General features: G+C 44.7%; 20 protein-coding genes and 2 pseudogenes. 17 read left to right on the top strand and 5 right to left on the bottom strand.

The window, feature by feature from the left end:
* Positions 1–215 precede the first annotated feature (215 nt).
* The 3 genes from fadI (at position 216) to CSH93_RS04435 (ending at position 4,020) form a co-directional block, all read left to right on the top strand.
* On the top strand, positions 216–1,526 hold the full coding sequence (gene fadI, locus CSH93_RS04445) for an acetyl-CoA C-acyltransferase FadI (protein WP_100641984.1): 1,311 nt from the start codon (positions 216–218) through the stop codon (positions 1,524–1,526).
* Positions 1,526–3,643: a fatty acid oxidation complex subunit alpha FadJ gene (gene fadJ, locus CSH93_RS04440; protein ID WP_100641983.1), complete on the top strand. Its 2,118-nt coding sequence runs from the start codon at positions 1,526–1,528 to the stop codon at positions 3,641–3,643. Before fadI ends, fadJ begins: the two co-directional genes overlap by 1 nt.
* A gap of 176 nt (positions 3,644–3,819) precedes the next feature.
* The gene (locus CSH93_RS04435; protein ID WP_100641982.1) at positions 3,820–4,020 is read left to right on the top strand and encodes a hypothetical protein; all 201 of its coding nucleotides are present in this window, start codon (positions 3,820–3,822) and stop codon (positions 4,018–4,020) included.
* Between the two features lie 71 nt (positions 4,021–4,091).
* On the opposite strand, the gene CSH93_RS17895 is transcribed toward CSH93_RS04435, so the two are convergent.
* The 3 genes from CSH93_RS17895 to CSH93_RS04425 all read right to left on the bottom strand — a co-directional run bounded on the left by CSH93_RS17895 (position 4,092) and on the right by CSH93_RS04425 (position 11,795).
* Positions 4,092–4,250: a hypothetical protein gene (locus CSH93_RS17895; protein WP_164078292.1), complete on the bottom strand. Its 159-nt coding sequence runs from the start codon at positions 4,248–4,250 to the stop codon at positions 4,092–4,094.
* A gap of 172 nt (positions 4,251–4,422) precedes the next feature.
* Positions 4,423–8,874: an EAL domain-containing protein gene (locus CSH93_RS04430; protein ID WP_124748934.1), complete on the bottom strand. Its 4,452-nt coding sequence runs from the start codon at positions 8,872–8,874 to the stop codon at positions 4,423–4,425.
* A gap of 155 nt (positions 8,875–9,029) precedes the next feature.
* Complete coding sequence (locus CSH93_RS04425; protein WP_100641980.1) at positions 9,030–11,795, bottom strand: insulinase family protein; 2,766 nt, start codon at positions 11,793–11,795, stop codon at positions 9,030–9,032.
* A 167-nt stretch (positions 11,796–11,962) separates the two neighbouring features.
* On the opposite strand from CSH93_RS04425, the gene sixA reads away from it, so the two are divergent.
* The gene (gene sixA, locus CSH93_RS04420; RefSeq protein ID WP_164078291.1) at positions 11,963–12,466 is read left to right on the top strand and encodes a phosphohistidine phosphatase SixA; all 504 of its coding nucleotides are present in this window, start codon (positions 11,963–11,965) and stop codon (positions 12,464–12,466) included.
* A gap of 69 nt (positions 12,467–12,535) precedes the next feature.
* Entirely contained in the window at positions 12,536–12,718 is a 183-nt protein-coding gene (locus CSH93_RS04415) for a hypothetical protein (RefSeq protein ID WP_100641978.1), read from the top strand.
* A 3-nt stretch (positions 12,719–12,721) separates the two neighbouring features.
* Here the strand turns inward: CSH93_RS04415 and CSH93_RS04410 are convergent, their stop codons facing one another.
* Positions 12,722–14,020, bottom strand: coding sequence for an HlyC/CorC family transporter (locus CSH93_RS04410; RefSeq protein WP_100641977.1), 1,299 nt, complete (start codon positions 14,018–14,020; stop codon positions 12,722–12,724).
* A gap of 85 nt (positions 14,021–14,105) precedes the next feature.
* Positions 14,106–14,843, bottom strand: coding sequence for a cytochrome C assembly family protein (locus CSH93_RS04405; protein ID WP_100641976.1), 738 nt, complete (start codon positions 14,841–14,843; stop codon positions 14,106–14,108).
* Between the two features lie 200 nt (positions 14,844–15,043).
* Here CSH93_RS04405 and ffh point away from each other — a divergent pair, with 200 nt between their 5' ends.
* The 12 genes and pseudogenes from ffh to CSH93_RS04350 all read left to right on the top strand — a co-directional run bounded on the left by ffh (position 15,044) and on the right by CSH93_RS04350 (position 26,454).
* Entirely contained in the window at positions 15,044–16,432 is a 1,389-nt protein-coding gene (gene ffh, locus CSH93_RS04400; RefSeq protein ID WP_100641975.1) for a signal recognition particle protein, read from the top strand.
* A 121-nt stretch (positions 16,433–16,553) separates the two neighbouring features.
* Positions 16,554–17,228, top strand: a complete 675-nt coding sequence (locus tag CSH93_RS04395; protein ID WP_164078290.1) for a substrate-binding periplasmic protein — start codon at positions 16,554–16,556, stop codon at positions 17,226–17,228.
* Positions 17,229–17,366: 138 nt separating this feature from the next.
* Entirely contained in the window at positions 17,367–17,618 is a 252-nt protein-coding gene (gene rpsP, locus CSH93_RS04390; protein ID WP_100641973.1) for a 30S ribosomal protein S16, read from the top strand.
* A 35-nt stretch (positions 17,619–17,653) separates the two neighbouring features.
* On the top strand, positions 17,654–18,175 hold the full coding sequence (rimM, locus tag CSH93_RS04385) for a ribosome maturation factor RimM (RefSeq protein ID WP_100641972.1): 522 nt from the start codon (positions 17,654–17,656) through the stop codon (positions 18,173–18,175).
* Entirely contained in the window at positions 18,176–18,940 is a 765-nt protein-coding gene (trmD, locus tag CSH93_RS04380; protein ID WP_100641971.1) for a tRNA (guanosine(37)-N1)-methyltransferase TrmD, read from the top strand.
* A gap of 18 nt (positions 18,941–18,958) precedes the next feature.
* Complete coding sequence (gene rplS, locus CSH93_RS04375) at positions 18,959–19,318, top strand: 50S ribosomal protein L19 (RefSeq protein ID WP_100642338.1); 360 nt, start codon at positions 18,959–18,961, stop codon at positions 19,316–19,318.
* 123 nt (positions 19,319–19,441) lie between these two features.
* Positions 19,442–19,573, top strand: a pseudogene (locus CSH93_RS18260) (maltose acetyltransferase domain-containing protein); the annotation flags it as partial.
* A gap of 240 nt (positions 19,574–19,813) precedes the next feature.
* Positions 19,814–19,918, top strand: a pseudogene (locus CSH93_RS18255) (DapH/DapD/GlmU-related protein); the annotation flags it as partial.
* Positions 19,919–20,014: 96 nt separating this feature from the next.
* Positions 20,015–21,556: an AbgT family transporter gene (locus tag CSH93_RS04365; protein WP_100641969.1), complete on the top strand. Its 1,542-nt coding sequence runs from the start codon at positions 20,015–20,017 to the stop codon at positions 21,554–21,556.
* Between the two features lie 259 nt (positions 21,557–21,815).
* Positions 21,816–22,907 carry a 3-deoxy-7-phosphoheptulonate synthase gene (locus tag CSH93_RS04360; RefSeq protein WP_100641968.1) on the top strand — a complete coding sequence of 364 codons (1,092 nt, stop codon included), beginning with the start codon at positions 21,816–21,818 and terminating at the stop codon, positions 22,905–22,907.
* Between the two features lies 1 nt (position 22,908).
* On the top strand, positions 22,909–24,054 hold the full coding sequence (gene tyrA / locus CSH93_RS04355; protein WP_100641967.1) for a bifunctional chorismate mutase/prephenate dehydrogenase: 1,146 nt from the start codon (positions 22,909–22,911) through the stop codon (positions 24,052–24,054).
* Positions 24,055–24,132: 78 nt separating this feature from the next.
* Positions 24,133–26,454, top strand: a complete 2,322-nt coding sequence (locus CSH93_RS04350) for a methyl-accepting chemotaxis protein (protein ID WP_100641966.1) — start codon at positions 24,133–24,135, stop codon at positions 26,452–26,454.
* Positions 26,455–26,462: the final 8 nt, after the last annotated feature.

Here is a 26,462-nt window from a genome sequence, read left to right as displayed (position 1 = left end):
GTTGTTTCACTGTTTTTCCTCATATAGGGATGATGAGGCAAATCTCAACAGCAAAATTAGGATTTAGCCACTATGCTCTAGTGATTATGTATGAACGATTGCTTCAACTATTCACGATAGCGACGAATAGTCGTTGAAATTTCGTTCACACTTTGTAAGAATCTGCACACTTTACAGGTCAGACCACTTGGTTTGAATTATCAAAGGACCTACTTATGGCTATGAAACAGAATCTGACGACTCGCGATGGCGACCGTATTGCTATCGTTGCCGGATTGAGAACTCCATTCGCAAAAATGGCGACCTATTTTCACGGAGTGCCTGCCGTTGATCTGGGTAAAATGGTGGTTAATGAACTACTAATACGCAACAACGTTGACCCTTCTTGGGTTGAGCAAGTGGTGTATGGTCAGGTTGTACAAATGCCAGAGGCGCCGAATATTGCGCGCGAAATCGTACTTGGTACCAATATGCCAGTATCTACGGACGCTTACAGCGTCTCACGAGCCTGTGCGACCAGTTTCCAATCTACCGTCAACATCGCGGAATCTATGTTAGCGGGCAATATCAGTGTGGGTGTTGCTGGTGGCGCTGACTCAACGTCTGTTTCACCTATTGGTGTGTCCAAGAATTTGGCTAGGGCTTTGGTCGATTTACAAAAAACCAAAACTTTGGGGCAAAAATTATCCATTTTTAGACGTTTATCATTGCGTGATTTAGCACCGGTTCCGCCGGCAGTAGCCGAATATTCCACAGGCCTGTCAATGGGGCAAACGGCAGAACAGATGGCCAAAACACATGGTATTACACGTCAAGCGCAAGATGAATTAGCGCATCGTAGTCATACATTGGCCGCCCAGAGCTGGGAAGAAGGCAAGTTGGCGAATGAAGTCATGACCGCATATGCAGAACCTTTCAAAGGGGCGTTAGAGCGTGACAATAACGTACGCTTTGATTCAACGTTAGAAGGTTACGCTAAGCCTAAGCCTGTTTTTGATCGTAAGCACGGAACGGTAACAGCTGCTAATGCAACACCCCTTACAGATGGTGCATCAGCAGTGTTGTTAATGACCGAAAGTCGCGCCAAAGCATTAGGTTATACCCCATTGGGTTACATTAAGAGTTATGCGTTTGCGGCGATCGATGTATGGGAAGATATGCTGATGGGGCCGTCTTATGCGACGCCTATGGCACTAGACCGCGCAGGTATGAGTTTAAGTGACATCACTCTGATCGAAATGCACGAAGCATTTGCGGCACAAACATTGGCAAATGTGAAAATGTTTGCCAGTGATAAATTTGCACAAGAGAAGCTCGGACGTTCTAAAGCCACGGGTGAAATAGATATGGACAAGTTTAATGTGATGGGAAGCTCTCTCGCCTACGGCCACCCATTTGCAGCAACGGGCACGCGAATGATTACGCAAATGTTGAATGAATTACAACGCAGAGGCGGTGGAACAGGCTTATTGACGGCCTGTGCAGCTGGCGGTTTAGCAGCAGCAATGATTGTGGAGACAGAATAATGACAAGTGCATTTACATTAGAGAAACGTGACGATGGCGTTGCTGTTTTAACCATGGATGTGCCTGGCGAATCAATGAATACATTGAAGCAGGCATTTGGTGACGAAATAACCGCCGTGCTGGATGAGATAGAAAAAGACAGCGCTATAGTCGGGGTTGTATTGCAAAGTGGCAAAAAAGACTCTTTTGTGGCGGGTGCTGATATCAGTATGTTGGCAGCGTGTGAGAGTGCGTCTGATGCTGAAGCCTTGTCTGCGGGTGGGCAGGAAGTGTTCAATCGCATTGAGAAAATGTCTAAGACATTTGTGGCAGCAATCCATGGGCCTGCGTTGGGTGGTGGTTTGGAATTAGCGCTAGCATGTCACTATCGCGTTTGCAGTGACTCAGACAAAACCCAATTAGGATTGCCGGAAGTACAATTGGGCTTGTTACCAGGAAGTGGCGGTACTCAGCGCTTACCTCGTTTGATCGGTATTCAACAAGCTATGAAAATGATGCTGACTGGGGCGCCAACTCGCGCTAAGCAAGCTAAAAAGTACGGTATCGTTGATGATATGGTGCCACAGTCAATTTTGTTTGATGTTGCAGTATCGTTTGCCAAGAAGGGTAAACCGAATCGCACTAAACCTAAGTTGTCTTTAGTAAACCGCTTGCTAGAAGAGACACCATTTGGGCGCAATACCTTGTTTGGTCAAGCGAGAAAACAAACCTTAGCGAAAACCAAAGGGAATTACCCAGCGCCTATGCGCATTATCGATTGTATTGAAACGGGTATCAGTGATGGTATGCGAGACGGTTTGCGTGTAGAAGCGAGGCATTTTGGTGAGTTAGTGATGACGCCGGAGTCAGCCCAGTTACGTAATATCTTCTTTGCCACAACGGAAATGAAGAAGGAGCAGGGAGTAGAAGGAGTCGAGCCAGCAAAAGTGAAAAAAGTTGGTGTTTTAGGCGGCGGCCTTATGGGCGGTGGTATTGCTTACGTTACAGCAACGAAGGCTAAAGTACCTGCTCGGATCAAGGATATACGTTCAGACGGTATCGCCAATGCGATTCGTTATAGCTATGACATCCTAAACAAGCGTGTAAAACGTAAGATCCTGATGAAGTCTAAGATGCAGCAACAACTCGCATTACTGACAGGTACGACGGATTACAGTGGTTATAAAGATGTTGATATGGTCATTGAGGCGGTATTTGAAGATTTGCCATTGAAGCAACAAATGGTTGCGGATATTGAGCAAAACTGTCAGGCATCAACTATCTTTGCGTCGAATACGTCTTCTATTCCAATTGGTCAAATCGCGGCCAAGGCAGAGCGACCAGAAAATGTTATTGGCCTGCATTACTTCTCTCCAGTCGATAAAATGCCTTTGGCAGAAGTCATCGCGCATGAGAAAACCTCAGATGAGACCATTTCTACAACGGTGGAGTTTGCTAAACGTCAGGGGAAAACGCCTGTTGTCGTGAAAGACGGAGCAGGGTTCTATGTAAACCGTATCCTAGCGCCTTACATGAATGAAGCCGCTTGCATGGTGTTAGGCGGCGAGCCCATCGAACATGTTGATAAGTCATTAGTTAAATTTGGTTTCCCTGTGGGGCCGGTGAAATTACTTGATGAAGTGGGAATTGATGTGGGCACCAAGATCATTCCATTCTTGGTAGAGCAATTTGGTGAAAGGTTTACTGCTCCTAGTGCATTTGACAAAGTGCTAGAAGACGGCCGTAAAGGTAAAAAGAACGAAAAAGGTTTTTATCTTTATGAGGGTAAGAAGCCAGGCAAAGACGTCGATGAGTCGGTCTATGAATTGCTGGGCATTTCACCTAATAAATCATTGAGTGGTGATGTAATTGCTGAACGTTCAGTACTTATGATGTTGAATGAAGCCGCTCGTTGTCTCGATGAAGGCGTTATCCGCAATGCGCGAGATGGGGACATCGGTGCTATTTTTGGCATCGGCTTCCCACCATTCTTGGGCGGGCCATTTAGATACATGGACAAACTGGGGATTACTACCGTAGTTCAGCGTCTCAAGCATTACAGTGAGACCATCGATAGCAAATTTGCGCCAGCTGATATCCTAGTCAAAATGGCAGACGAAGGTAAATCGTTTTATTGATGTAAACGATGTTGATAAATTGTTAACAAAACATTAAAAAACCGGGGTTATCCCGGTTTTTTAATGTTTAGGCTTTAAAAAAGCTATTTAAATGTCCAAAATAGGGTAAAATATGACCAGTTAAATTTGATTGGCATCTACCCTAGATAGTAGCTGCGGTTTAGAGAGACAGGTTAATGGTTGTACTCGTATTCTTTATTTCACTGTTGTTTGCATGTTACTACTACGTTGATGCGTTTAAGTCAGGTTTGTGCCCGAAATCATGGGCTGTGACGGGCTTATTACTCGGCCCTCTAGCGTTACCTATGTTTAACATATCCAAACATGTCGCGTGGCGACGGGCTGTTGGCTTTGGTAGCGTCCAACTAGCCGCGTAAGCATAAAAAAAGAGAGGCAAATTGCCTCTCTTCCAAAGATCTGTCCTAGAAAAAAAATCCTTGAATGCCAATTAGTCGAAACGCGTGTTTCTTGGGCGTTTCTTGCCCATTGGCTTTTCTACCACAACAATAGACTTACTGATTGTAGGCGCTTTAGCACCATCGTTGTCTACAGCTACTGCTGATTGTGCAGTTGTCATCGCTAGTGCTATTGCAAACGCTTTCAACATGGTTGACTCCTTTATGTCTTATTTGATTGTAGGTTTTTGACGCCACAAAAGTGACGCGCTAGCTACGTAAAGCTAAAGGCGTGCCAAGTTGGATTAAGTAAAGTTAAATGGCTTACGTAAATTGATGGGGGATGTTAGAAATAGCCTAGCAATAACGATGTAAAACAGTGGGTTACACGTTGTTTTGCGCGATGAGTTGATGCAGTTTTTGATTTTCACGTAGTAATTTTTCGAACTTTTCAGCACTGAGTGGCTTGCTGTAGAGGTAACCTTGGATCATCTCGCAATCATAGCGACGTAAAATTGACAGTTGCTTTTCTTGTTCTACACCTTCAGCCACAACTTTAAGGCCAAGGTTGTGGGCGATGTTGATAATCGCAGCCGCCATATGCCTATCAACGCTGCTTTCAGCTATATCATCGATAAAGGCCTTATCGATCTTCAAGGTATTCAACGGGAAGCGTTTTAAGTAGGCGAGAGAAGAGTACCCGGTGCCAAAATCATCGAGTGCCAAGTGAATGCCACGCTCTCGCAACCTCTGCATTAACTTGAGGCCTTGCTCGGGGTTTTCCATTAGCGTGCCTTCAGTGATCTCACATTCAAGGTGAAGAGGCGACAAACCCACTTGGCGCAGGATTTGGTCAATGCGGTCATCCAAGTCAGGCAATTCAAATTGTTTCGCGGAAATGTTAACCGCAACACGTCCAGTAAATAAACCTTCTTGCACCCAGCGTTTGGTGTCTTCACACGCTTTACGCAGTACTTGCTCACCAATTTCAACTATCTGCCCAGTCTGCTCCGCTAGAGGGATAAATTGATTGGGTGACACGATACCTTTTTGAGGGTGCTCAAAACGCACTAGAGCTTCCATACTGACCAATTTACCTGAAGTAATATCAACCTTGGGTTGGTAGAATACAGTAAAGAGATTGTCGCGTAGGCCTTGTCTAATGAGGTTCTCAATTTGTAATTGGCGAACAGCATTCTGGTTCATTTCACCACTGAAGAATTGATAACTGTTGCCACCACCATTTTTCGCAAAGTACATGGCCGTATCGGCATTCTTTAACAGTTCTTGGGGGCTACGACCATCTTCAGGGAAGAACGCAATCCCTAAACTGGCACTGAGTACAAACTCTTGTTTATTGATGACAAAAGGACGCGATAATGCATCGAGAATACTTTGCGCGAAGTGCGTGATTGTGTGTACATCTTCCTTGTTTTCGATCAGCAAGCTAAATTCATCGCCACCGAGTCGGTAACAGGTTGCCGACGATCCGGTAATACGTTGCACACGGCGCGCTATTTGTTTGATCAATATGTCGCCGGTCTGATGCCCTAATGAATCGTTAATCTTCTTGAAGTTGTCCATGTCAAGACAGATCAGAGTATGCGGTACATTTTTGCGCACTAAGTTGTGATGGCTAGCCTGGAAGAAAGATCGGTTGGGAAGGTCCGTTAGCGGATCAACGTTGGCCAACTTGAGCAATTCTTTTTCTGTGTTTTTACGTGAAGTAATGTCAGAAAATACGCCAACGTAGTGGCTAGTTTTGTTGTCGTCTCCAACCACAGCATCAATGTTTAACTCAATCTCAAAGCGCTCGCCATTCGCTCGCAATGATTCGACTTCACCTGACCAATTACCTTTCTGGCGCAACGCCTTTTTAATCTCATCGGTGAAGGCATCTGGGTACTGATGGAAAAACAAATAACTCGCTAGCGCTTTTTCGCGCGTTTCACCGGTGTATTTACAGTACGCATTATTGACCGAAACAAAACGGAAATCGGTATTAGTGATAAACACACCTTCCGAGATGTTTTCGATTGAGCGCTTAAACAAATAAAGCTGTTCTTCGGCAAGTTTAAGGTGTTGGATATCCTTTAAGGTACCTGTCATACGAAGCGCATTGTTGTTCTGATCGCGCTTAACCACTTTGCCTCTATCGAGCAACCAAATCCACTCGCCTTTAAATGTTTTAGCACGATAGGCGACTTCAAAGAATTCTGTCATACCATCAAGGTGACTTTGCAACGCTTCTCTGACACGCTCAATGTCATTGGGGTGAATGTTAGCTTCGTATGAGCTGGATGTGCGAATGTCATCCTGAGGGAAATCTAAGGTGCCCCAGGTGTTCGAACGATGAACTTGACCGCCATAAATATCCCAATCCCAAAGCTCGTCACCACTGCTCCAAAGGGTCAGCTTTAGTCGTTCTTCGCTTTCACGAATCGCTAACTGAGAAGACTTGCGACTTTGGTATTGGCGAACGAGATAAATGGTGGTTAGCACGATAAAGAATGCGTAAAACACAATAGCATGTCTGTGCAGCCAAATGGGCGGCTCTATTGTGACATGCAATTTACGGCTGTCGGACCAATCTGAATCATATACACGTGATTGAACTTCAAATACATATTCGCCAAACGGGACTCGGCTATAGCCTTCTATTCTATTGGTGTCGTTGTATACCCAGTCATCATCAAAGCCAACGAGCTTGTGTCGGTAGTTGGTTTGTTCAATGTCTATTGGGTTAATCACCCCGTATTCCACACTGAATCGTTCTTTGTATTCGAGCTTAATGCTATCAGACAGGTAGATCGGGGCTTTTAAAATTGAGTCAGCGCTATCGTTTGCTGCAATTGCAGTGTTAAATATTTTTAAACTGAGCAATTGAGGTGTTTCAGCGATGCCTAAATTCAATGTCGGCTGCAGCAGGTATGAAGGGTATATACGTGTAATGCCTTTTTCACCACCAAAATAAATCGCCCCATCATTACCACTGGTAATAGCGCTGTCAAAATGTTCGTTGTTCGCAAAGCGCTGTGATGTTAGTGAAAGTGCATGTTCCAGCTGGGGTAAACGAACTTCGTGTATGGTTTTGATGCCCGAATACCAAATAGAGTCGTCAACGCCGATGCCTGACATTACGTCAGATACATTGCTGGCTAAGTAGTCTACGACAGATAAATCGGACTTACTTAACTTGTATACGCCCTTGGTAGCTGAGACCACGTAATAGTGGCCAGCGTAAGCATAAAAGTAACGCAGCTCTTCAGCATGCAGTGGATGTGAGACATCACTTTGGAAAGGTGCTTCAAATAGGGATGTGTTTGCTTCAAATACCACTGCACCCATATTGGAATTTAGCCATATGCGTCCTAACGCGTCTTCGCCTATTGGCATGGCCGTTGTGATCATCGTTGGCGCTTCAGTCGCCTTACTTTCACCGCTGATCAGGTCGATGCGGACCAGATCGAGCGAGTCATGCCAAAACCAAATCGCCTGTTCGCTAGCATAGAGTTTGTCGATTAGGCTACCTGCGTATAGGTGAGCAAGTTCGCTCAATGAGCCATCGGTGTTAATTGAAAAGTGAAATATGCCGTTTGACGAAGCAATCCATAAATCGTTTTTAGCACCTAAGACTATGTCCCATATGGGGCTGTTCGCCAGATTGTTAAAAATTTGACTCTGCCCGTCTTCGTTCGGCATGCGGACGATTTTGTCCGGCGAGCTGACAAACCAAAGCGCACCGTCTGATGCCTGTTTAATCGACCAAATTTCTTTTACGGGTACTTCACGCGCATCTACGTTGACACTGGAAATGAGTTGTGGCGCTTCTTTTGTGTAGGGCAAGCCTCTAAATACACCGTTAAACGTACCTATCCATTTAACACCATTGGTATCTACATGCATCGACATCAGGTAGTTGCTGCGACTGTTAACTTCAACGGAATTTATAAGGCGTTGCTTAATAACCCGGTCATGACCCATAGTCAGGACGCCACTGCTAGTGGTCAGCCACAGAGTGTCGTCTATGACGTGTATATCTCGGACCTCAATTTTGCCAAGGTCATCAGAGAAAACGTTTCTGACTCCACCCGTCGAGAGAATTTCAAACAATCCTTCTTGTGTTCCGATCCATTCACTACCGTCATAACGTTGTATGGCATAAACCGATGATTGATAAAATTGTATGTTCCAAGGGTTTACATCATTTAAATCGAAAACCGATAGGGTATTTTTATCCAGAGCGTAAGTACCTTGTTCTTTAGTACTTAACCAAATTTTCTCATTGTCTTCCTGAATGAAACTGACTTGCGCGGGTGGGAAGTTACTTACATTGAGTCGCTTCAGCGAGTTATCAGCGATGGTGAATCGGTATAAGCCGTCACTGTCAGCGATCAAAAGTGTGCCATTGTGACCTAGCGCTATGGCCGTCACATCCCCACTCATTAATGGGCTGTTCTCGGCTGTATAACGAATAAAGCGCTCGTGTTTGTCATCATAACGAGACAGGCCTTGACTGCCTGCCACCCATATACGGCCAAGTTGGTCCGCTAAAAGTTTTTCGATGACGCCGTTTTGCAGAGAGCCATCAACATTGGGATCGTATTCAAAGGACGTGATTTTATAGCCATCAAAACGCGTGATGCCTTTTGAACTGTGGGTCCATATAAAGCCATACGCATCTTCCGTAATGTCACTTACGGAAGCGTTTTGTAAGTCGGTCCCCACGAACGCGGGTTTGAAGTTTTGACTGACAGCACAAAAACTCACAGTCCACAGTAGGAAAGTGAGTAAACTGCTTGTCATCAATGTGTTCAGGGCTCTAACTATTTGCACCGAAAGCCTTTGGCAACTCCAGCCGCCTTATAATTATTGTATTGTAAATAATGCGTCCCTCGCATGAAAGGTTAAATATGCCAAGTCATACCAATATCTACAAGCACTTTCTTGGTTCATAAAGCACTTTGCTTAATCGGTGAGCAGCAGATTCTTTACTTATAGGAGATGGTTGATTTGAAGGTGTCGGAATCTTCGATAATAAAGCTGTTGGAGAGTTCTAAAATCGGCATGTCAGGCGACAAGCTTCCGTGGCAATACAGCACCATTTCACCAAATGATTGACGTCGTTGAAGTGCTCGAGCGTGCTCGATGAGTTGCTCAAATTTTATCTGTTTAACAAAGTTAGCAATTTCCTGATTGTGATTAAAATTTGCCTCTTTCATCCCCATTGAAAGCCATAAACGTTGCGCTCTGGCGCTGCTGTTTACGTCAGGGCTTTGCAATTGACGAACGATGTTCATTTGAATTTGTGGCCAGTATTGGCGGTAATAGTCGATGTTGTTCAATTGAGTCATCAGGAATTGGGTGATCTCAATCACCAATGTATTGGCATTGTGTGTTGGCGATTGCACAAAAAACACCATGCCTGGGTAACTATTGTGAGACACAAAACCACTGCCAACTACATAACCTAATTGTTTGCGCGTGCGCATATCATTAAAAAAGGGAGATGCCAGCAACTGTTCAAAAATCATCGTAAGAGCGGTATCTTGAATCGTGTTCGAAGGGGCCTGCAAAAATAATAATGCAGCCGCGTCATCATGATGGCTTTCTACGGCATGGAAATAGGTTCGTGATGGTGTTAAGTGGGCTACATCTCTCGCGACAATTTCAACCTGACTTTGGTCCTTTGAATGCTGTGCAATGATTGTAGAGGTGCTATTGACATCTTCATCAGTCCACGCGCCATGCAAAAAACTTTGAATATATCTTTGGTGAAGCAAGGATTGCCGATGCGATATCATCTCTTCATAAGTAAGAGCTTCAAGAGCCGTTAATACGTCACTAGGGGCGTGGCTATGGCGTTGTAGAAGAACGCCTAAACGGGTGAATAAGCGGTTTACGGGTTTATTTAATAGATTGTTGCGCAATGTTGCGCACTGCATCGTCTTAACCCTATCAAAAACACCTTTGAAGTCTTTGACGTGTAAAACGTCCGCGAGCAAAGCTTGCATCAAATGCTGCTGTTTATAGGCTAATCCCGACGTGTGTATGCTTAGCCCCCCTTGGTGCCCATACAATCGGTAATTTAATCCGGCGACTTCTGCAGCATAGTATTTTTCCTGTAACGTATCGTTAAGACAACTTAACCATACCCGTTTCGCGGCGAGAATATCGGTCCCTTTAGCGTTTGCTGGGCACTCTAACGAGACATATGCGTCAGCTCTCTGTGCATCCATTAGGGGATCTGCAGCCACCCACAGTTCATAATTTTCCGTTTTGAACCGTTGTTCAGGTATAAAAGGTAATGTAGTTTGCGGTTGAGATTGTTCCGGCCCTTGTATGTAGGGATTGCGTTGAGGTAGTTGTAGTGTATCTAATTCTATTTGTGTCGAATGAGGAGTGCGCCATAAATTCATTTGTTTGGTAGACAACACTGACACGCAATAGGGGGTTTCATACCATTGCGCAATATGATCGCAATCCTGCTGATGATTAATATACTTGATCCGTAAATTGCTGATATCAAAATGAGCCAGGAGTTTATTAACATCATCACTCGTGTAGGGTAACTGATCAAAGTGCAAACTCAGTAGTGTTTGACTGGAGTATGTGAACAAACCCTGCGCTAACTGGGTTGCTATTTCTACGTCTGGCGTAACGACGATTTGTCCGCTTTGTATGTCATTGAGTTGTCGTTTTTCCTCAATGCGCCAACCGAAGTCCTTACACTGTGTTATTAAATTGATATAGTGCATGACGCAATGCACTATATCATCGATGTGGGCCTCACCTTGTGGAGTTAATTGCATATTGAGGTTGAAGTCTTTGAAGTTTCTCCCTTCAATGCCACCACCTGCACTTAAACTGACAAGCCAGTTGGCAGATTTTAATACTGCCAAAATGCTGCCTTGTCCTTCATCACCTAGTAGATGACTAATTAACCCTAAGGCTTCAATGTCAGTTGGCTGCATGCCGTCTAAGGCAAATGTAATAATCAGGCGGCGCGCTTCTGATAAGGATTGAACGCCAATCATGACACCTTTTTGACTGGCATTGTACAAAGCTGGGAGCTCAAGTAGCGATGGGGACGGGTTATCTCCAACTGGTAGAAAGTGCTCAAACGCGGTCTTAACTTCCTCGCTTGGTATACTCGATAATAGCGTAATTTTACACAATGGCGCGATAAAACGGCGTTGATGCAACGTGCGAAGCTTTTGGATTAACTGTGGTATTTCGAAGCGGCCAAATACCTCGGCATTGCCAACCGAAAATCGACTAAAAGGATGTTCTGGGTTACAGGTTTCTTTGTGCACTTGGTACAAGCGTCGCAGATCGTCTTTGCGTTTGTATTGAAACTCCGCGTCTATCGTTGCGACTTCTTTTTCGATGCCCGTTTCATCAAATAGAGGCTGTGACAACATAGTATGCAAAATCTCCACCACCGAACTAAATTTGTCTGATGGAAACTTGCATTGGATCGTCATGTATTCAGTGCCGGTGACAGCATTCAGTTGCCCACCTAGTTGCTCAATGCGAGTGACAACGTGGTTTTCAGAACCATTTTGAGTGGTTCCCATGAACAACATATGCTCTAACAAATGCGCGAGGCCTGGGCAGTCTTCATCGTCATAAAAATGACCACATGCAATGCTAATGGCGAGCGCACTTTTTTGCTCATCTGCCACCTCTATACATAGAACGTCAGTTCCATTGGCTAGGCGGTGATGGGTATGGTTGATGCTCTTTGCTCGCACTATTGCCTCAATAACACTGTCAGTTCACACAGCATAGCGTAGATAGGAAGAGTTACAATCCATCATGAACAAATTACTTGCTATAAATTGGCGGAAAAGGCTTTGCTAAACCGGTCGCAATGTGCGTACACTTATCACTACGCACTACAGATGGTCTGTTCGGACATATGCACGCTCAAGGAGCAACATCAACTCGGGTTATTATCGTGAGGCATGGAGAGGCTGAAGCCGCTCTGTTGGATGACAAGTCACGGCAATTAACTGACCGTGGTCGAAAGCAGACAACACAAGCGAGTATTGCTATCTCTCAGTTTGTCCCACATAAGAAGTTCGATATCGCTTTCGTAAGCCCATATCGTCGAGCACAACAAACTTTTGATGTTCTATCTGTGCGTTTAGCGACTAAACAGCGTGTTGAGTGCGAAGACATTACCCCCATGAGTTCTCCTGTGCAGGCCAGTCACATGATCTTGGGGTACACGGAAGACCCTATTGCAGAAAAACAGTGTATTTTAGTGGTTAGTCATATGCCCTTGGTCAGTTTTCTTACGGCTGAATTAGCAAACCTCGAGAGCCCTCCTATTTTTTCTACCAGTGCCTTTGCCGTTATTGATATAGACAACAATAATGGGTTTGGTCATCTAGTCGATTTGGTTCATCAACACGATTAACTGTTCAGATTTTTAGTTAACTTCCGATAATAATGTATCGTACAAATTGACTGAAAATGAATTCATCAAATGACAACAAGAGCCGAGTTGGCACTGCCTGATTTACTCAAGAAAGCGTTGGAGCAACATCGCAATCAGGCTGATATTGCGGATGATGATGACTTGCGTGATTTGATGGGGAAGTTGGATAACCTTAGTGAGAAAGTCAGTTTTTATAAGAATAAAATAAAATCTCGTAGAGGTGGGGCGTAATACTTAAGCGAGCTCTTCCGCTTTTTGATTTGGCCGCCTATATAACTCAGGCATTACACGCAAGGTTTTCACTTTGTTCTCACTCAAATCTACAATCTCTATCGGATAACCTGACAGTCTGAGACTAACGTTATTTTCAGGGATTTCTTCTAGATATTCGATTACCAACCCGCTTAACGTTTTCGGTCCTTCTGTTGGTAATTCCCAATCCATCTCTTTGTTAAGTTCACGTACGTTGGCACTGCCATCAACGAGGACACTGCCATCTTGCTGAATGGTGACTTCTTTGCTGTGAGTAGGGATCATGCTGGTGGTAAATTCACCAATAATTTCCTCTAGAATATCTTCTAATGTAACTAAGCCTTGAATATCGCCATATTCATCAACAACCAAGCCGATGCGCTCTTTCTCAGCTTGAAACTTATACATTAACGTATGTAACTTAGTGGATTCAGGCGTGTAATAAATTTCGCGCACCGCGCGGATCAACGTGGCTTTTGAAAACTGATCTTTAGACAACAGGCGTAACGCATCTCTGACATGAACAAAACCAACCGCGTCATCAATCGTGTCGCGATATAGTAGTACTCGAGTGTGTTGGGAGTTCACTAATTGACGTTGGATATCTTTCCAATCATCGTTGACATCAATAGCAAATATTTCATTTCGCGGGACCATGATGTCTTCCGCGGTAACATTTTCCAGATCCAAAATCCCAACCAGCATTTCTTGGTGACGTTTAGGGATCATACTGCCGGCTTCAAATACAATGGTTCTTAATTCTTCACGACTTAGCGAGTCATCGTTGCCATCAGTGGGTTTGATTCTGAGTAAAGCGAGCAACCCGTTGGTTACACCGTTTATGGCATAGACGAAGGGTTTCATAATTGTCAACAGTGGTAACAGTAACAAAGAACTTGGAAATGCGATCTTTTCCGGATAAAGCGCGGCCAGCGTTTTGGGCGTAACTTCGGCGAAAACTAAAATCACCAGTGTCAGGCCCACCGTCACGATAATCGGTCCCCATACAGGCCCAAATAAACGCATACAAATTTCAGTCGCTACAACGGTTGCAGCGATATTAACCAAGTTGTTTCCAATAAGGATAAGACCGATCAAGCGGTCAGGACGCGCCAATAATTTTTCAACCCGTAGGGCGGCTCGATGTTTTTCGTTTGTTAGGTGCTTGAGACGGTATCGATTGATCGACATCATCCCTGTTTCTGAGCTTGAAAAATACGCTGAGCAGAGGATCAGCACGGCTAGAATGGTGAGCAGCGTACTAGTAGTTAGTGCGTCCAACAAAGGGTCCTTTTGGCTAAGTCAAAAAGTAATGTAATAGCTGAGGCGCTAGGGTTCAAGTGATTATCCATGTTTACGATGAAACTCAGAGCAGAAGTTCTCTTACGACTCGACTACCAAAATACGCAAGGGTTAACAGTACACTGCCAATTGTCACCATGATGAGAGTAGGTTTTCCGCGCCATCCCCAGCGTTTGTTAGCGAATAACGTGAATAAATAAAGCACAAATGCAATCAGCGTTAGCGTCGTTTTGTGGGCATGCTGTTTATCAAACATATTGTCCAAAAAGATTGTGCCGCTGACGATCGCGATAAACAGAAGGGCAGAGCCGATGTACAACAGCTTGATCAAAATTTGATCTAGCATCATCAATGGCGGCATAGATGAATGCAGCAAGCTACTGTCTTTGTGTTTAAGACGGTTATTGATGTAGTTGACTTGAAAGGCATACAACATAACCATAACCAGAGCACCGTAAGCCAACAGAGACAGCGTGATATGGATAATCAGGCCAGGTTGCAGACTAATGCTCATCGCGTAATGACTGGGTAGCGTGACTGACAAGACTATCGACAACAAGGAAAAACCAAATACAACAGGCAGCAACACGGTGCTCTGCAAGTACAGACTACTGGATAACATGGCCACTGTAATCAACCACGCAACCAATGCTAATACATTGGTCAAACTCATATTTTGAGCATCACCTGAAGAAATCAGAAAATAAAGTAAGATCGCATGCGCGACAGTGCCGCCCATGGCTAATAAGCGAGTGGGTGTTTGACGCGCGGTCTCTTTTTGAAAAAATTGACGCGTCAGCATCAGCGTTGACGCCCCATAAAGTCCGCAGGCTAACACTGAAAAAATTAAAACGAACGTATTGATATTTCAGCTCCAATGAAGAACAAAACGCGCTTTTTGCCAATAGTAATCAAGGCATGAACCAATTTCTATGCTTTTATTTAGTGAAAGCTTAAATTTCGGTATACTCGCCAGCAAAGTTTTTTTAAATAGCGCTAATCATGTTTGAGAATTTAACCGAACGTCTGGGCCGGACGCTAAAAAATGTCAGCGGCAAAGGCCGTCTAACCGAAGACAATATTAAAGATACACTGCGCGAAGTCCGTATGGCTTTGCTCGAAGCTGATGTGGCACTTCCCGTTGTTAAATCTTTTGTTAATCAAGTCAAAGAGCGTGCACTGGGCACAGAAGTTTCCAAAAGCCTTCAGCCAGGGCAAATGTTCATTAAAGTGGTTCAGTCAGAACTTGAATCTGTTATGGGCAGTGCCAATGAAAAACTGAATCTGGCGGCAAAGCCTCCCGCGGTTGTGTTAATGGCAGGCTTACAAGGTGCAGGTAAAACGACCAGTGTGGGTAAACTAGCCAAGCACCTTAAAGAACGAGAAAACAAGAAAGTATTGGTAGTAAGTGCGGATGTTTATCGTCCAGCCGCGATAAAACAATTAGAGACTTTGGCGACAGAAGTCGGAGTGTCTTTTTTCCCTTCGACTGTTTTACAAAAGCCAATCGATATCGCCGAGAGTGCAATTGAACATGCCAAGCTGAAATTTTATGACGTTGTATTAGTCGACACCGCGGGTCGATTGCACGTCGATGGCGAAATGATGGAAGAGATAAAAGCTCTGCATCAGTCTATAAATCCTGTTGAGACACTGTTTGTGGTTGACGCCATGACGGGCCAAGACGCAGCGAATACCGCGAAAGCATTTAATGATGCGTTGCCGCTAACCGGCGTTATCTTAACCAAGGCAGATGGTGATGCGCGTGGTGGTGCAGCGTTATCCGTTCGTCACATTACCGGGAAACCGATCAAATTCTTAGGGATGGGCGAAAAGCTTGAAGCGCTTGAACCTTTCCATCCAGAGCGATTAGCGTCACGTATCCTAGGAATGGGGGATGTTTTATCACTCATTGAAGATGTGGAACGCAAAGTCGATAAAAAGAAAGCTGAGCAGCTGGCGAAAAAAGTGCAAAAAGGCCAAGGTTTTGACCTTCAAGACTTTAAAGAGCAGTTAGAGCAAATGCGCAATATGGGCGGCATGATGTCATTGATGGATAAGCTGCCGGGGATGGGCAATATGTCTGCGCAAATCAAAGACAAAGCAAATGATAAGCAGTTTAACCAAATGGAAGCTATCATTAATTCGATGACACCGTCAGAGAGACAACGACCAGATATCATCAAAGGTTCGCGTAAAAAACGTATCGCGGCCGGATCGGGTACCCAGATCCAGGATGTAAACCGTTTACTCAAACAGTTTACTCAAATGCAAAAGATGATGAAAAAAATGTCTGGCGGCGGCATGAAGAAAATGATGAGAAATATGAAGGGGATGATGCCACCCGGAGGCGGCTTTGGTGGTCCAGGCGGCATGTTCCCGCCACGTTAAGATGCATTAGCAGGAGATTTTCAATTTGATAGGTTCTTTGCGAGTTTTGGTTTTGTTGTTTTGCGCTTTGCATTTTACGCAGGCGGCAGCTCAAACAGATCTGGAATGCAAAGAGCCTCTCGTGCTGACATTCGCGGGTGATTGGTTTCCTTATTTCTATAAAGTTTCCAATGCTAAATATGACGGTTCAGATTACCAATTTCTTGCACAAGTGTTGAACGAAATGGGCTGCGATTTTGTCGTGCTTCCGATGAATGAAACACGCACAGGTCGTGAATTGCGTAAAGGCACCTTCGATATGTCAATCGGTGCAAGCTTTACCGATGCGCGGGCACAAGATTACTATTATTCTGACCCCTATCGTGACGAAATCATTGGATTCGCCATTCGTCATGACGGCGCAGGGCTTACTCCTGAAACCCCTTTTGAGCATGCAATTGCTAGCGGGAAAAAGGTAGCAATGAATGTTAATGGCTATTTTGGTGAATTTGTTGAACAGCTGCGTGCTGGCTCACCTAAACTTTTTGTTCATGCGTTTGGACTAAAGCAGCGTTTAAACTGGTTAGCACAAGGTAAGGTTGATGCTGTAGTGGATGATCGCATTGCATTGTGTATGCAGTATGCGGCAGAAAATCCAGCTAAATGGCGAGTCGCAGACCAATTGTTATATCAAAATTCAGTCCATTTTATATTCAATAAACATTCCGTCAGTGAGGCATGGGTGGCACGCTTTAATCAGTATTTGGAATCCCATCGCACCCACAGCGATGCGAATTCCCCACCGACTCAATGTTAACCCCGCAAAAACGCTTACATTTACTTGATTTACATAATTAATCCCGTATAATCTCGCGACCTTAATTTTGGGGTGGGTGTTCCACACTGATGTTAAGGTAATTAGTTAACGGTAACGCTACAACGAGTTGAGGCATTTATGGTTATTATTCGTTTACAGCGTGGTGGTGCTAAAAAGCGCCCATTTTATCAAGTTGTGGTGGCAGACAGCCGCCGTGCGCGCAACGGTCGTTTTATTGAAAACATCGGCTTTTTCAACCCAACAGCGCAAGGTCAAGCAGAGCGTTTACGCTTGGATCTAGACCGTGTTGAACACTGGGTTGGTCAAGGCGCTGGTCTTTCTGACCGTGTTGCACGCTTGGTAAAAGATGCAAAGAAAGCAGCTGCATAAGCTGTCATTATTAAGCAAAAGCTTATGAGGTATAGATGAGTCACGCGTCTGACACACTGGTGATAGGCAAAATCGGCGCTCCTTATGGAGTTAAAGGTTGGGTCAAAATCAACAGCTATACCGATGATTCGACCGGTATTTTCGATTATGTACCTTGGTTTTTAGGTGATGAACGGGAATACCAAGTTGAGCAATGGCGTTTCAGTGGAAAGTCATTGGTAGCTAAGCTGGTAGGAATTGAATCGAGAGACGATGCCGAACGCATCAAGAATCTTGACATTCACATTACTGCACAGCAACTACCAACACTTTCTGGTGATGATTACTATTGGCGAGACCTAATCGGCATGCAAGTGGAAACACAGCAAGGCTACAATTTAGGGACTGTCAAAGAAATGTTCGAAACGGGTGCTAACGACGTTATGTTGGTTAAAGCCCAGAGCAACGACGCTTTTGGTCAAAAAGAACGCATGTTGCCGTTTATCCGCGAAAGCGTGATTAAATCGGTTGATATGCAGGCGCGAACGATCACGGTTGATTGGGATCCAGGGTTTTAAATGCCAACCAAAAGTTGGTTTGGGTTAGTCAGTCTTTTTCCTGACATGTTTACGAGCATGACACAGGAGGGGGTCTTCGGTAGAGCTGTTAAATCAGGTTTGCTTGAACTAGCGCATTTTAATCCACGCGATTTCACTCACGACAGGCATCGCACAGTCGATGACCGGCCCTATGGGGGCGGACCTGGCATGCTGATGATGGTTCAGCCATTAACAGACGCAATACTGGCAGCTAAAAAGGCTGCTGGAAATAATGCCAAGGTGATTTATATGTCACCGCAAGGGCGAAAACTGGATCAGCAAGGCGCTAAAGAGTTGGCGTCAAATGATAATCTGATTCTAGTGTGTGGACGCTACGAAGGTATTGATGAGCGTGTAATCGAAGCTCATATTGACGAAGAATGGTCAATTGGGGATTACGTTCTCAGTGGCGGCGAGTTAGCTGCAATGGTGTTGATGGACACTGTCGCTCGGTTAAAACCGGGAGTACTAGGGCATCAACAATCAGCGCAAGAGGATTCGTTCAGTCACAATTTACTGGATTGTCCGCATTATACGCGCCCCGAGGTGTTAGGTGATAAAACCGTACCCAGTGTATTACTGAGCGGTGATCACGAAAAAATCAGGCAGTGGCGCCTGCAGCAGTCTCTTGGTAGAACATGGTTGCGACGCCCTGAATTAATTAATCATCGAGCTCTGACTGAGGAGCAGAAACGATTACTGGAAGCTTTCCAAACGTCGTTGAAGCAGCAAGATGACAGTTAACTCGAACGAGAGGATATGATGAGTAAAGTTAGTCAAGATATCATCAAAAAAATTGAGCAAGCACAGCTCAAAACTGATGTCCCAGCATTTGGTCCTGGTGACACAGTTATCGTAAAAGTGCGTGTAAAAGAAGGCGATAAAGAGCGTCTTCAGGCGTATGAAGGTGTTGTTATCGCGAAGCGTAACCGTGGCCTGCACTCGTCTTTCACTGTACGTAAAATCTCAAGCGGCGAAGGCGTAGAGCGTGTATTCCAAACACACAGCCCTGCAATTTCTGCGATTGAAGTCAAGCGTCGTGGTGACGTGCGTCGTGCTAAGCTTTACTATCTTCGTGAGCGTTCAGGTAAATCTGCACGTATCAAAGAGAAACTTAGCTAATTTAACAATTTCTGCGTTAACGTTAACTGATTCGAAAGCCCGCATTTGCGGGCTTTTTTGTATTTGACCCAACCTTGTCTATCACATACTGTTTGTCATCAATTATTCAAAAGTTATGCAAACGTGTCGGACCTCATTACCTTTACGCCTCATTTGGAACCTTATAAGTCGCAACGACATCGTGCAAAGCAGTTGTGTTTCCAACTTAATTCATTGTCGCCTGACCAAAAATCAGAACGCAAAGCGTTGCTATCGAAATTATTGCCAAATGCTAAAAATATCATTGTTGAATCTGGCTTTAATTGTGATTTCGGCACCAATATTATTGCCGGGAAAGGGGTTTTCTTTAATCATCATGTAACAGTGCTTGACAGTGCGTCGGTGACCATTGGCAATAACGTGCTGGTGGGTCCGCATACAGTTATTTCGGCCACAACACATCCAAAAGATACAGAACTGCGCCGTTCGGGAGTGCAATATGCATCACCCATTCAGATTGGTCATGATGTCTGGATTGGTGCGAGTGTCACAATTTTACCCGGTGTGATAATCGGGGATGAGGCGATAATCGCGGCGGGTGCTGTCGTCGTCAAAGATGTTCCGGCGAAAACGACCTTTATAAAATAGCAAGCATCGCATAGGTGTGGTTAAATAGGCGGGCTTTTTAGAATTAGAATAATATTATCTAGGCAACCTATGACAACAACAAATTCAACCTGGGTTACTCGTGCGCTCGACAAAGTCGAAGTTATCGGTAACAAACTTCCTGATCCTGCAATTATCTTCTTTGTTTGTTTGGTGATTGTATGGGCTTTATCTGCCGCTTTATCGGGTATCAGCTTCGACACAATTGATCCGCGTACCGGAGAAGCTGTAGTCGTTAATAACTTATTGACGGGAGACTCTCTTGCCGACTTTTTGAGTCGAATGGTTAAGATATTTACCGGTTTCGCACCGTTAGGTGTGGTTTTAGTGGCCATGCTAGGCGTGGGAGTAGCCGAGCATTCGGGCTTTATCAGTGCTGGATTGAAGCGCATGCTAGATGCCACACCTAAAGCATTGTTAACGCCAATGGTGGTGCTAGTGGCTATCATCAGCCACACGGCAACAGATGCTGGATACGTATTAGTTATTCCACTCGCTGGGGTTATTTTCTACGCAATGGGACGCCACCCGCTCGCAGGTATTGCTGCAGCATTTGCCGGTGTGAGCGGAGGGTTTTGTGCTAATTTCATCCCTTCTGCAATCGATCCCTTACTGCAAAGCTTTACTCAAAGTGCGGCGCAAATTATTGACCCAGCGATGCAGATAAATCCACTTAACAATTGGTTCTTTAATAGTGCGTCTACATTGTTGATTGTCGGTATCGCGTGGTACTTGACGGATAAGGTGATTGAGCCGCGTCTAAAAGACGTTGAAGTTGACGGCGATCCATCAGACATCCCTAAATTTGATGAGCTTGATGCCAAGCAAACACGTGCGCTACGCTTCGCAACCGCAACCATGTTGTTGGGTATAGTCGCGCTAGTGGCTATCTTGTATCCTGAAACGTCTCCAATGCGTGATGCAAACGGCGAGTTGACGTCATTTTCAGCACCGGTCATGCAGTCCATCGTACCCCTGATATTTTTGCTCTTCTTGTTACCCGGCATAGTCTATGGATACATGTCTGGCACTTACAAAACCACAAAAGACATGATTGATAGTATGACTAAAGCAATGCAAGGCATGAGCTACTACATTGTCATGGCTTTTTTCTGTGCGTTATTTATTGATGCATTTGGCAAGTCAAATTTAGGTGCATTGTTGGCAATTGAAGGTGCTGAAGTACTAAAATCGCTGGCGTTGCCGAGCATGGTGACAATTGTCGGGATTATATTTTTAACCGCATTTGTTAACTTATTCATCGGCTCATCATCCGCGAAGTGGGCGCTGCTTGGGCCAATCTTCGTACCGATGTTGATGCAATTGAATATATCACCGGATTTAACCCAAGCGGCATATCGATTAGGGGATTCATCTTCCAATATTATTACGCCGTTGATGCCTTATTTCCCATTGGTCGTGGTGTATTGCCAGCGCTATGTGAAATCAACAGGCATCGGCACATTGCTTTCACTGATGTTGCCGTTTAGTGTTTCTATATTATTGTTATGGACCGTATTCCTGCTCGCTTATTGGGGCTTAGGACTGCCGTTAGGGATCCAAGCGAGTTATGTTTATCCGGCAGTAGGATAGGCTTAATTAAACATCTGCACATTAAATAAATACCCGCCACAAGGCGGGTATTTTTTGTTGTCAGTATAAAGGTTGCTACTTTAGTCGATTTTTTACAGAATCGCTTGCTTATTCCTCACTGGCTTGATAAAAAGTCAAGCATTGCTGGCAGATGTTTACTGGCTGGTTGTAAACATAATAATACAAAGACAGAACGCCACCCCCTCGCACATTCGCTGCAATTGCTAACTTATTATTTTCATTAAATTTTGGGATCCCCATGTTCAAGGACACAATCAACAATATTCACGTCAGTGCAGAAGAAGTACTGCTAACACCTGAGGCGCTGGCGAGTGAGCTGCCTGTAAGTGAAAAAGCATTGCAAGCTATCGCAGATTCGCGCAACGTTATTTCAGACATTATTCATCGTCGCGACCACCGTTTATTGGTGGTGTGCGGCCCCTGTTCAATTCATGACGTGGACGCAGCGAAAGAGTACGCCCTTAAGTTAAAAGAGCTGCATGAAACCTGCAAAGACAGTTTGTATATCGTGATGCGAGTTTACTTTGAAAAACCGCGCACCACTACCGGCTGGAAAGGTTTGATCAATGACCCACATTTAGACGGAACCTTTGATATTGAAGCCGGCTTGCGTAAGGCCAGAGAATTGCTAATTTGGTTAGCTGAACTAGAGTTACCATTAGCAACCGAGGCGTTGGATCCTATTAGTCCGCAATATTTGGCCGAGTTGTTTAGTTGGGCAGCAATCGGCGCGCGTACAAGTGAGTCGCAAACGCATCGTGAGATGGCCAGTGGTTTATCGATGCCAGTGGGCTTTAAAAATGGTACTGATGGCAGTTTAGAAATCGCTATTAATGCCCTGAAGTCAGCCGCATCTGGGCACAGTTTTATGGGGATTAATAAACAGGGGCAAGTGAGTATTATTAAAACCCAAGGTAACCCTGACGGACATATTATATTGCGTGGTGGCAGACAGCCTAATTACGACAGTGTTTGTGTATCAGAATGTGAGCGAGAGTTAAAAGATGCCAATTTAATGGCGAGTTTGGTTGTTGACTGTAGTCATGCAAATTCGTCTAAAGATTATCGCCGTCAACCATTGGTTGCGCAAAACGTGGTAAACCAAATACTGGAAGGAAACCAGTCAATTATTGGCATCATGTTAGAAAGTCACATTAATGCGGGGAATCAAAAAAGCGACGGCGTTGCGCGTGATGATTTGCAACATGGCGTTTCGATAACCGATGGATGCATTGACTGGGCAACAACAGAAACGGTTATATCGCAAGCAAGAGAGCGATTAATTACGGTGCTACCCATGAGACAGACTAAATTTAGTAGCCAACAATAATATGAGCGAATCGCCGCAAGAACGCCTTAACGAACTGCGCGACAATATAGACCAACTTGATGCCGAGTTGGTCTCATTGTTGCGTCGTCGTGCTTTGTTAACCACAGAAGTGGGTAAAGTCAAAAGTCAAACCGGAATGCCGATTTACGTGCCACAGCGTGAAGCTGAGCTTATTGCCAGCCGCCGTGCTCAAGCCGAGCGAGAAGGCGTTCAACCAAATTTGGTTGAAGACTTGTTGCGTCGGATAATGCGCGAGTCTTACGCAACACAAGATGGCGAGTTTTTGCAAACCAACAAGGCAGTTGAAAAAGTCGTTATTGTTGGCGGTGCAGGCGCTTTGGGACGTATATTTACCGAGCTATTTCAACGCAGTCATTACGCAGTTACAGTAGTTGAGAAGGAGGATTGGAGAGATGCTGAGCGGTTATTTGCCAACGCTGACCTTGTTCTCATTTGTGTGCCAATAACCCTAACAGAGTCTGTCATCCAAAAGCTACCCAAGCTGCCTTCAAGTTGCGTACTGGCCGACATTACCAGCATTAAAAAAGCCCCATTGGACGCAATGTTAAGGATGCACGAAGGACCTGTAGTGGGATTGCACCCTATGTTTGGCCCCGATTCTATAGGAATGGTTAAGCAAGTGGTTGTTGTTTGTGATGGTCGTTTGCCAGATAAATATCAGTGGCTTATTGAACAAATGAATGTGTGGGGCGCTAAAATTCAACACACTAGTGCTGCAGAGCATGACGCTGCGATGGCGTTTATTCAGGTTATGCGCCATTTTAATACGTTTGTTTACGGTGCTCACTTGCACCATGAAGACCCTGATCTACAATTACTAACAGATTTCAGTTCTCCTATTTACCGCTTGGAGCTTGCAATGGTTGGACGGCTTTTTGCTCAAGACCCAGAGTTGTACGCCGATATTATTTTTAATGATCGCAATAATATTGCATTGCTCAGGCGGTTCAGTGAACGCTTTAATGAAGCCATTGCACTGTTTGAACAAGGTGACAAAGCGGAATTTATTAAGCAATTTATGCAAATTGGCAACTGGTTTGGTGAATACGCCAAGAAATGTTTGGTGGATAGCAAAAAATTACTGCTAAAAGCCGATGACGACCAAATGTTGCGTTGGCATAAATAGTTGATCTGTAAATCGACAATAAGCGTTTAAAAAATATTGCGCCCTAAAATTTTTAGCACACTTTAAAAAGGCTTATGTATGACTCTTAAGTTAAGGCTGTTAGTTACTGTTTTAGCTCTGGTGATCGGCGCTATATTATTTACCGCGATTTCCTCACTGAATATAGCCGTATCAGAATCGACAGAAGCACTTGAAAACAGTGCGAAGAAACAACTTATAGCAGAGCGGGCGCAAACCGAGGAAGCCATAACGGCCTATTTTGCGACCATTGAGAAACAAATCCGAACCAAATCTTCAGATCCAATAATTGTAGAGGCGGCCAAAGCCTTTATTCCAGCCTTTAACCAGTACTTGTCGCAACGCTCAGCATTAAATGCGAGCGAACGGTCATCGCTGCAAAGCTACTACACTAATGACTTTGCTGGCCTATACCAAGAGCGCAACACTGAAGCCCTGCGTGATCCTGCTGCATTATTATCTGGCTTAAGCCCTACAGCTATGGCGTTACAATACGATTTCATCGCGGGTTCAAGTCACCCCATAGGCGAAAAAGACAATCTTACTCGTTTGAACAATAGCTCCGAATATGCACAGCTACACGCGCAGTACCACCCAACTGTTCGGGCGTTTTTAAAAGCGTTTGGCTACTACGATATTTTTATCGCAGATATCAACAGCGGTAATATTGTATACAGCGTTTATAAAGAACTGGACTACGCAACCAGCATCAAAAATGGTCCATATACGCAAACCGGTATTGGTGAAGCATTCAAACTTGCGGCCAGCGCTCGTAACAGTGATGACGTTTTTTTCAGTGAGTTGAAGCCTTATCTACCTTCCTATGATGCTCAAGCTGGCTTTATATCGTCACCGATTTATGACAATGGACAGGCGATAGCGGTACTAATTTTCCAAGCACCTCTTGACGTCATCAGCGAAATTATGACGCATCACCAAGAGTGGAGTTCACGCGGCTTTGGTGAGTCAGGCGAAACCTACTTGGTGACTCCCAGTGAATTGCTATTGACTGAAAGCCGTTTCTTTTTAGAAACGCCGAACCAGTATTTTGCCGCCATTCAAAACAAATACCCAGCGGTAGCACAGAAAGCAAAAGCAAGTGGAACATCAGTAGGTATACAACCGGTTACAACACGTGCGTCGAAAGCTGCCCTTAAAGGCCAAACCGGGTTTGACTTGGTGGAAGACTACCGAGATGTTGAAGTGTACTCCGCGTATGCCCCTATTAAAATAGGCGATTATACCTATGCTCTGATGGCTGAAATTGACAAAGAAGAGGCGCTTCGAGAGGCCAATAGTCTGGCTTCCTCTTTATATGGTTCAGTATTTTTGATTAGCGTTATTGTAATTGGTATCGCCTCTGCTGTAGCCGTTTACATTTCGAATCGCCTTGTTAGCCCATTGGTGAGGTTGGGTGATGCGTGTGAGGGGTTGATTACTGGGGAGGGCGATTTAACACTCCGTTTGCATCAATCTTCTATTCCTGAAATTAACCGCGTGATCCAGGCTTTCAATATTTTTATTGGTCAAATTAGAGACCTCGTGGCGCAAATCAAGGAAGATTCGCATTCACTAGCGTCAGCATCTGAAGAGTTAAGTGCCATAACTGAGCAAAGTGAAAAAAGTTCAAAAGAGCAACGTGATCAAACGCATATGGTGGCGTCGGCCATGCAAGAGCTATCGGCATCAATCGCTGAAGTTGCTCATGCGACCATTACTACACGCGATTTTGGTGTTAAAGCTAAAAAAGGCTTGGATGAGAACATGGAGCGCACGGATATGGCGGCTGAGAATATCCGCCTGTTAGTGGATTTGATTCGTGACTCCAGTGAAGTGATTAGCTCGCTTAAAGCCGAGGTAAATCAAATCACGACGGTACTCAATGTGATCACCAGTATTGCTGACCAAACCAACCTATTGGCCCTCAATGCGGCGATTGAGGCAGCGAGAGCGGGTGAAGCGGGTCGAGGGTTCTCGGTTGTTGCGGATGAAGTACGCGCATTAGCAACTCGATCTCAAGAGAATACCGTTGAAATATCCAAGATTATTGAGAAGATGAATGTCTCGTCTGATCGCTCTGTGAACGCTATGGAACGTGCAGCCGCCGCCGCTGATGGCGGTATTCACTTAGTTGATTTGGTGACTACAGCCATGAACGAATTAGCGGATACAATCGATCAAGTGCAACAAATGACGGATACCGTGGCTACGGCGACTACCGAGCAAGATAGAACATCCGATTCCGTTACAGAGAGTGTGACGCAGATTTCGGATATGGCTGTAGACGTGGAGCAAGGCGCGACTCAAACCAGTGCCGCCGCAACCGACCTAGCCAGAATTGCCGCGCACACAAATGAGTTGGTTGAGCGTTTTAAAGTGTAAAACGGACT

The organism is Neoalteromonas facilis (genome assembly GCF_002807665.1).
Classification (GTDB): Bacteria; Pseudomonadota; Gammaproteobacteria; order Enterobacterales; family Alteromonadaceae; genus Alteromonas_E; species Alteromonas_E facilis.
This window is presented reverse-complemented; position numbering and strand designations above follow the sequence as displayed.

What these genes read in the sequence shown, in the direction of transcription:
- fadI (WP_100641984.1), top strand. Translation starts at nt 216, where the DNA reads ATGGCTATGAAACAGAATCTGACGACTCGCGATGGCGACCGTATTGCT.
- fadJ (WP_100641983.1), top strand. Translation starts at nt 1,526, where the DNA reads ATGACAAGTGCATTTACATTAGAGAAACGTGACGATGGCGTTGCTGTT.
- CSH93_RS04435 (WP_100641982.1), top strand. Translation starts at nt 3,820, where the DNA reads ATGGTTGTACTCGTATTCTTTATTTCACTGTTGTTTGCATGTTACTAC.
- CSH93_RS17895 (WP_164078292.1), bottom strand. Translation starts at nt 4,250, where the DNA reads ATGTTGAAAGCGTTTGCAATAGCACTAGCGATGACAACTGCACAATCA.
- sixA (WP_164078291.1), top strand. Translation starts at nt 11,963, where the DNA reads ATGCACGCTCAAGGAGCAACATCAACTCGGGTTATTATCGTGAGGCAT.
- CSH93_RS04415 (WP_100641978.1), top strand. Translation starts at nt 12,536, where the DNA reads ATGACAACAAGAGCCGAGTTGGCACTGCCTGATTTACTCAAGAAAGCG.
- CSH93_RS04405 (WP_100641976.1), bottom strand. Translation starts at nt 14,843, where the DNA reads ATGCTGACGCGTCAATTTTTTCAAAAAGAGACCGCGCGTCAAACACCC.
- ffh (WP_100641975.1), top strand. Translation starts at nt 15,044, where the DNA reads ATGTTTGAGAATTTAACCGAACGTCTGGGCCGGACGCTAAAAAATGTC.
- rpsP (WP_100641973.1), top strand. Translation starts at nt 17,367, where the DNA reads ATGGTTATTATTCGTTTACAGCGTGGTGGTGCTAAAAAGCGCCCATTT.
- rimM (WP_100641972.1), top strand. Translation starts at nt 17,654, where the DNA reads ATGAGTCACGCGTCTGACACACTGGTGATAGGCAAAATCGGCGCTCCT.
- trmD (WP_100641971.1), top strand. Translation starts at nt 18,176, where the DNA reads ATGCCAACCAAAAGTTGGTTTGGGTTAGTCAGTCTTTTTCCTGACATG.
- rplS (WP_100642338.1), top strand. Translation starts at nt 18,959, where the DNA reads ATGAGTAAAGTTAGTCAAGATATCATCAAAAAAATTGAGCAAGCACAG.
- CSH93_RS04365 (WP_100641969.1), top strand. Translation starts at nt 20,015, where the DNA reads ATGACAACAACAAATTCAACCTGGGTTACTCGTGCGCTCGACAAAGTC.
- CSH93_RS04360 (WP_100641968.1), top strand. Translation starts at nt 21,816, where the DNA reads ATGTTCAAGGACACAATCAACAATATTCACGTCAGTGCAGAAGAAGTA.
- tyrA (WP_100641967.1), top strand. Translation starts at nt 22,909, where the DNA reads ATGAGCGAATCGCCGCAAGAACGCCTTAACGAACTGCGCGACAATATA.
- CSH93_RS04350 (WP_100641966.1), top strand. Translation starts at nt 24,133, where the DNA reads ATGACTCTTAAGTTAAGGCTGTTAGTTACTGTTTTAGCTCTGGTGATC.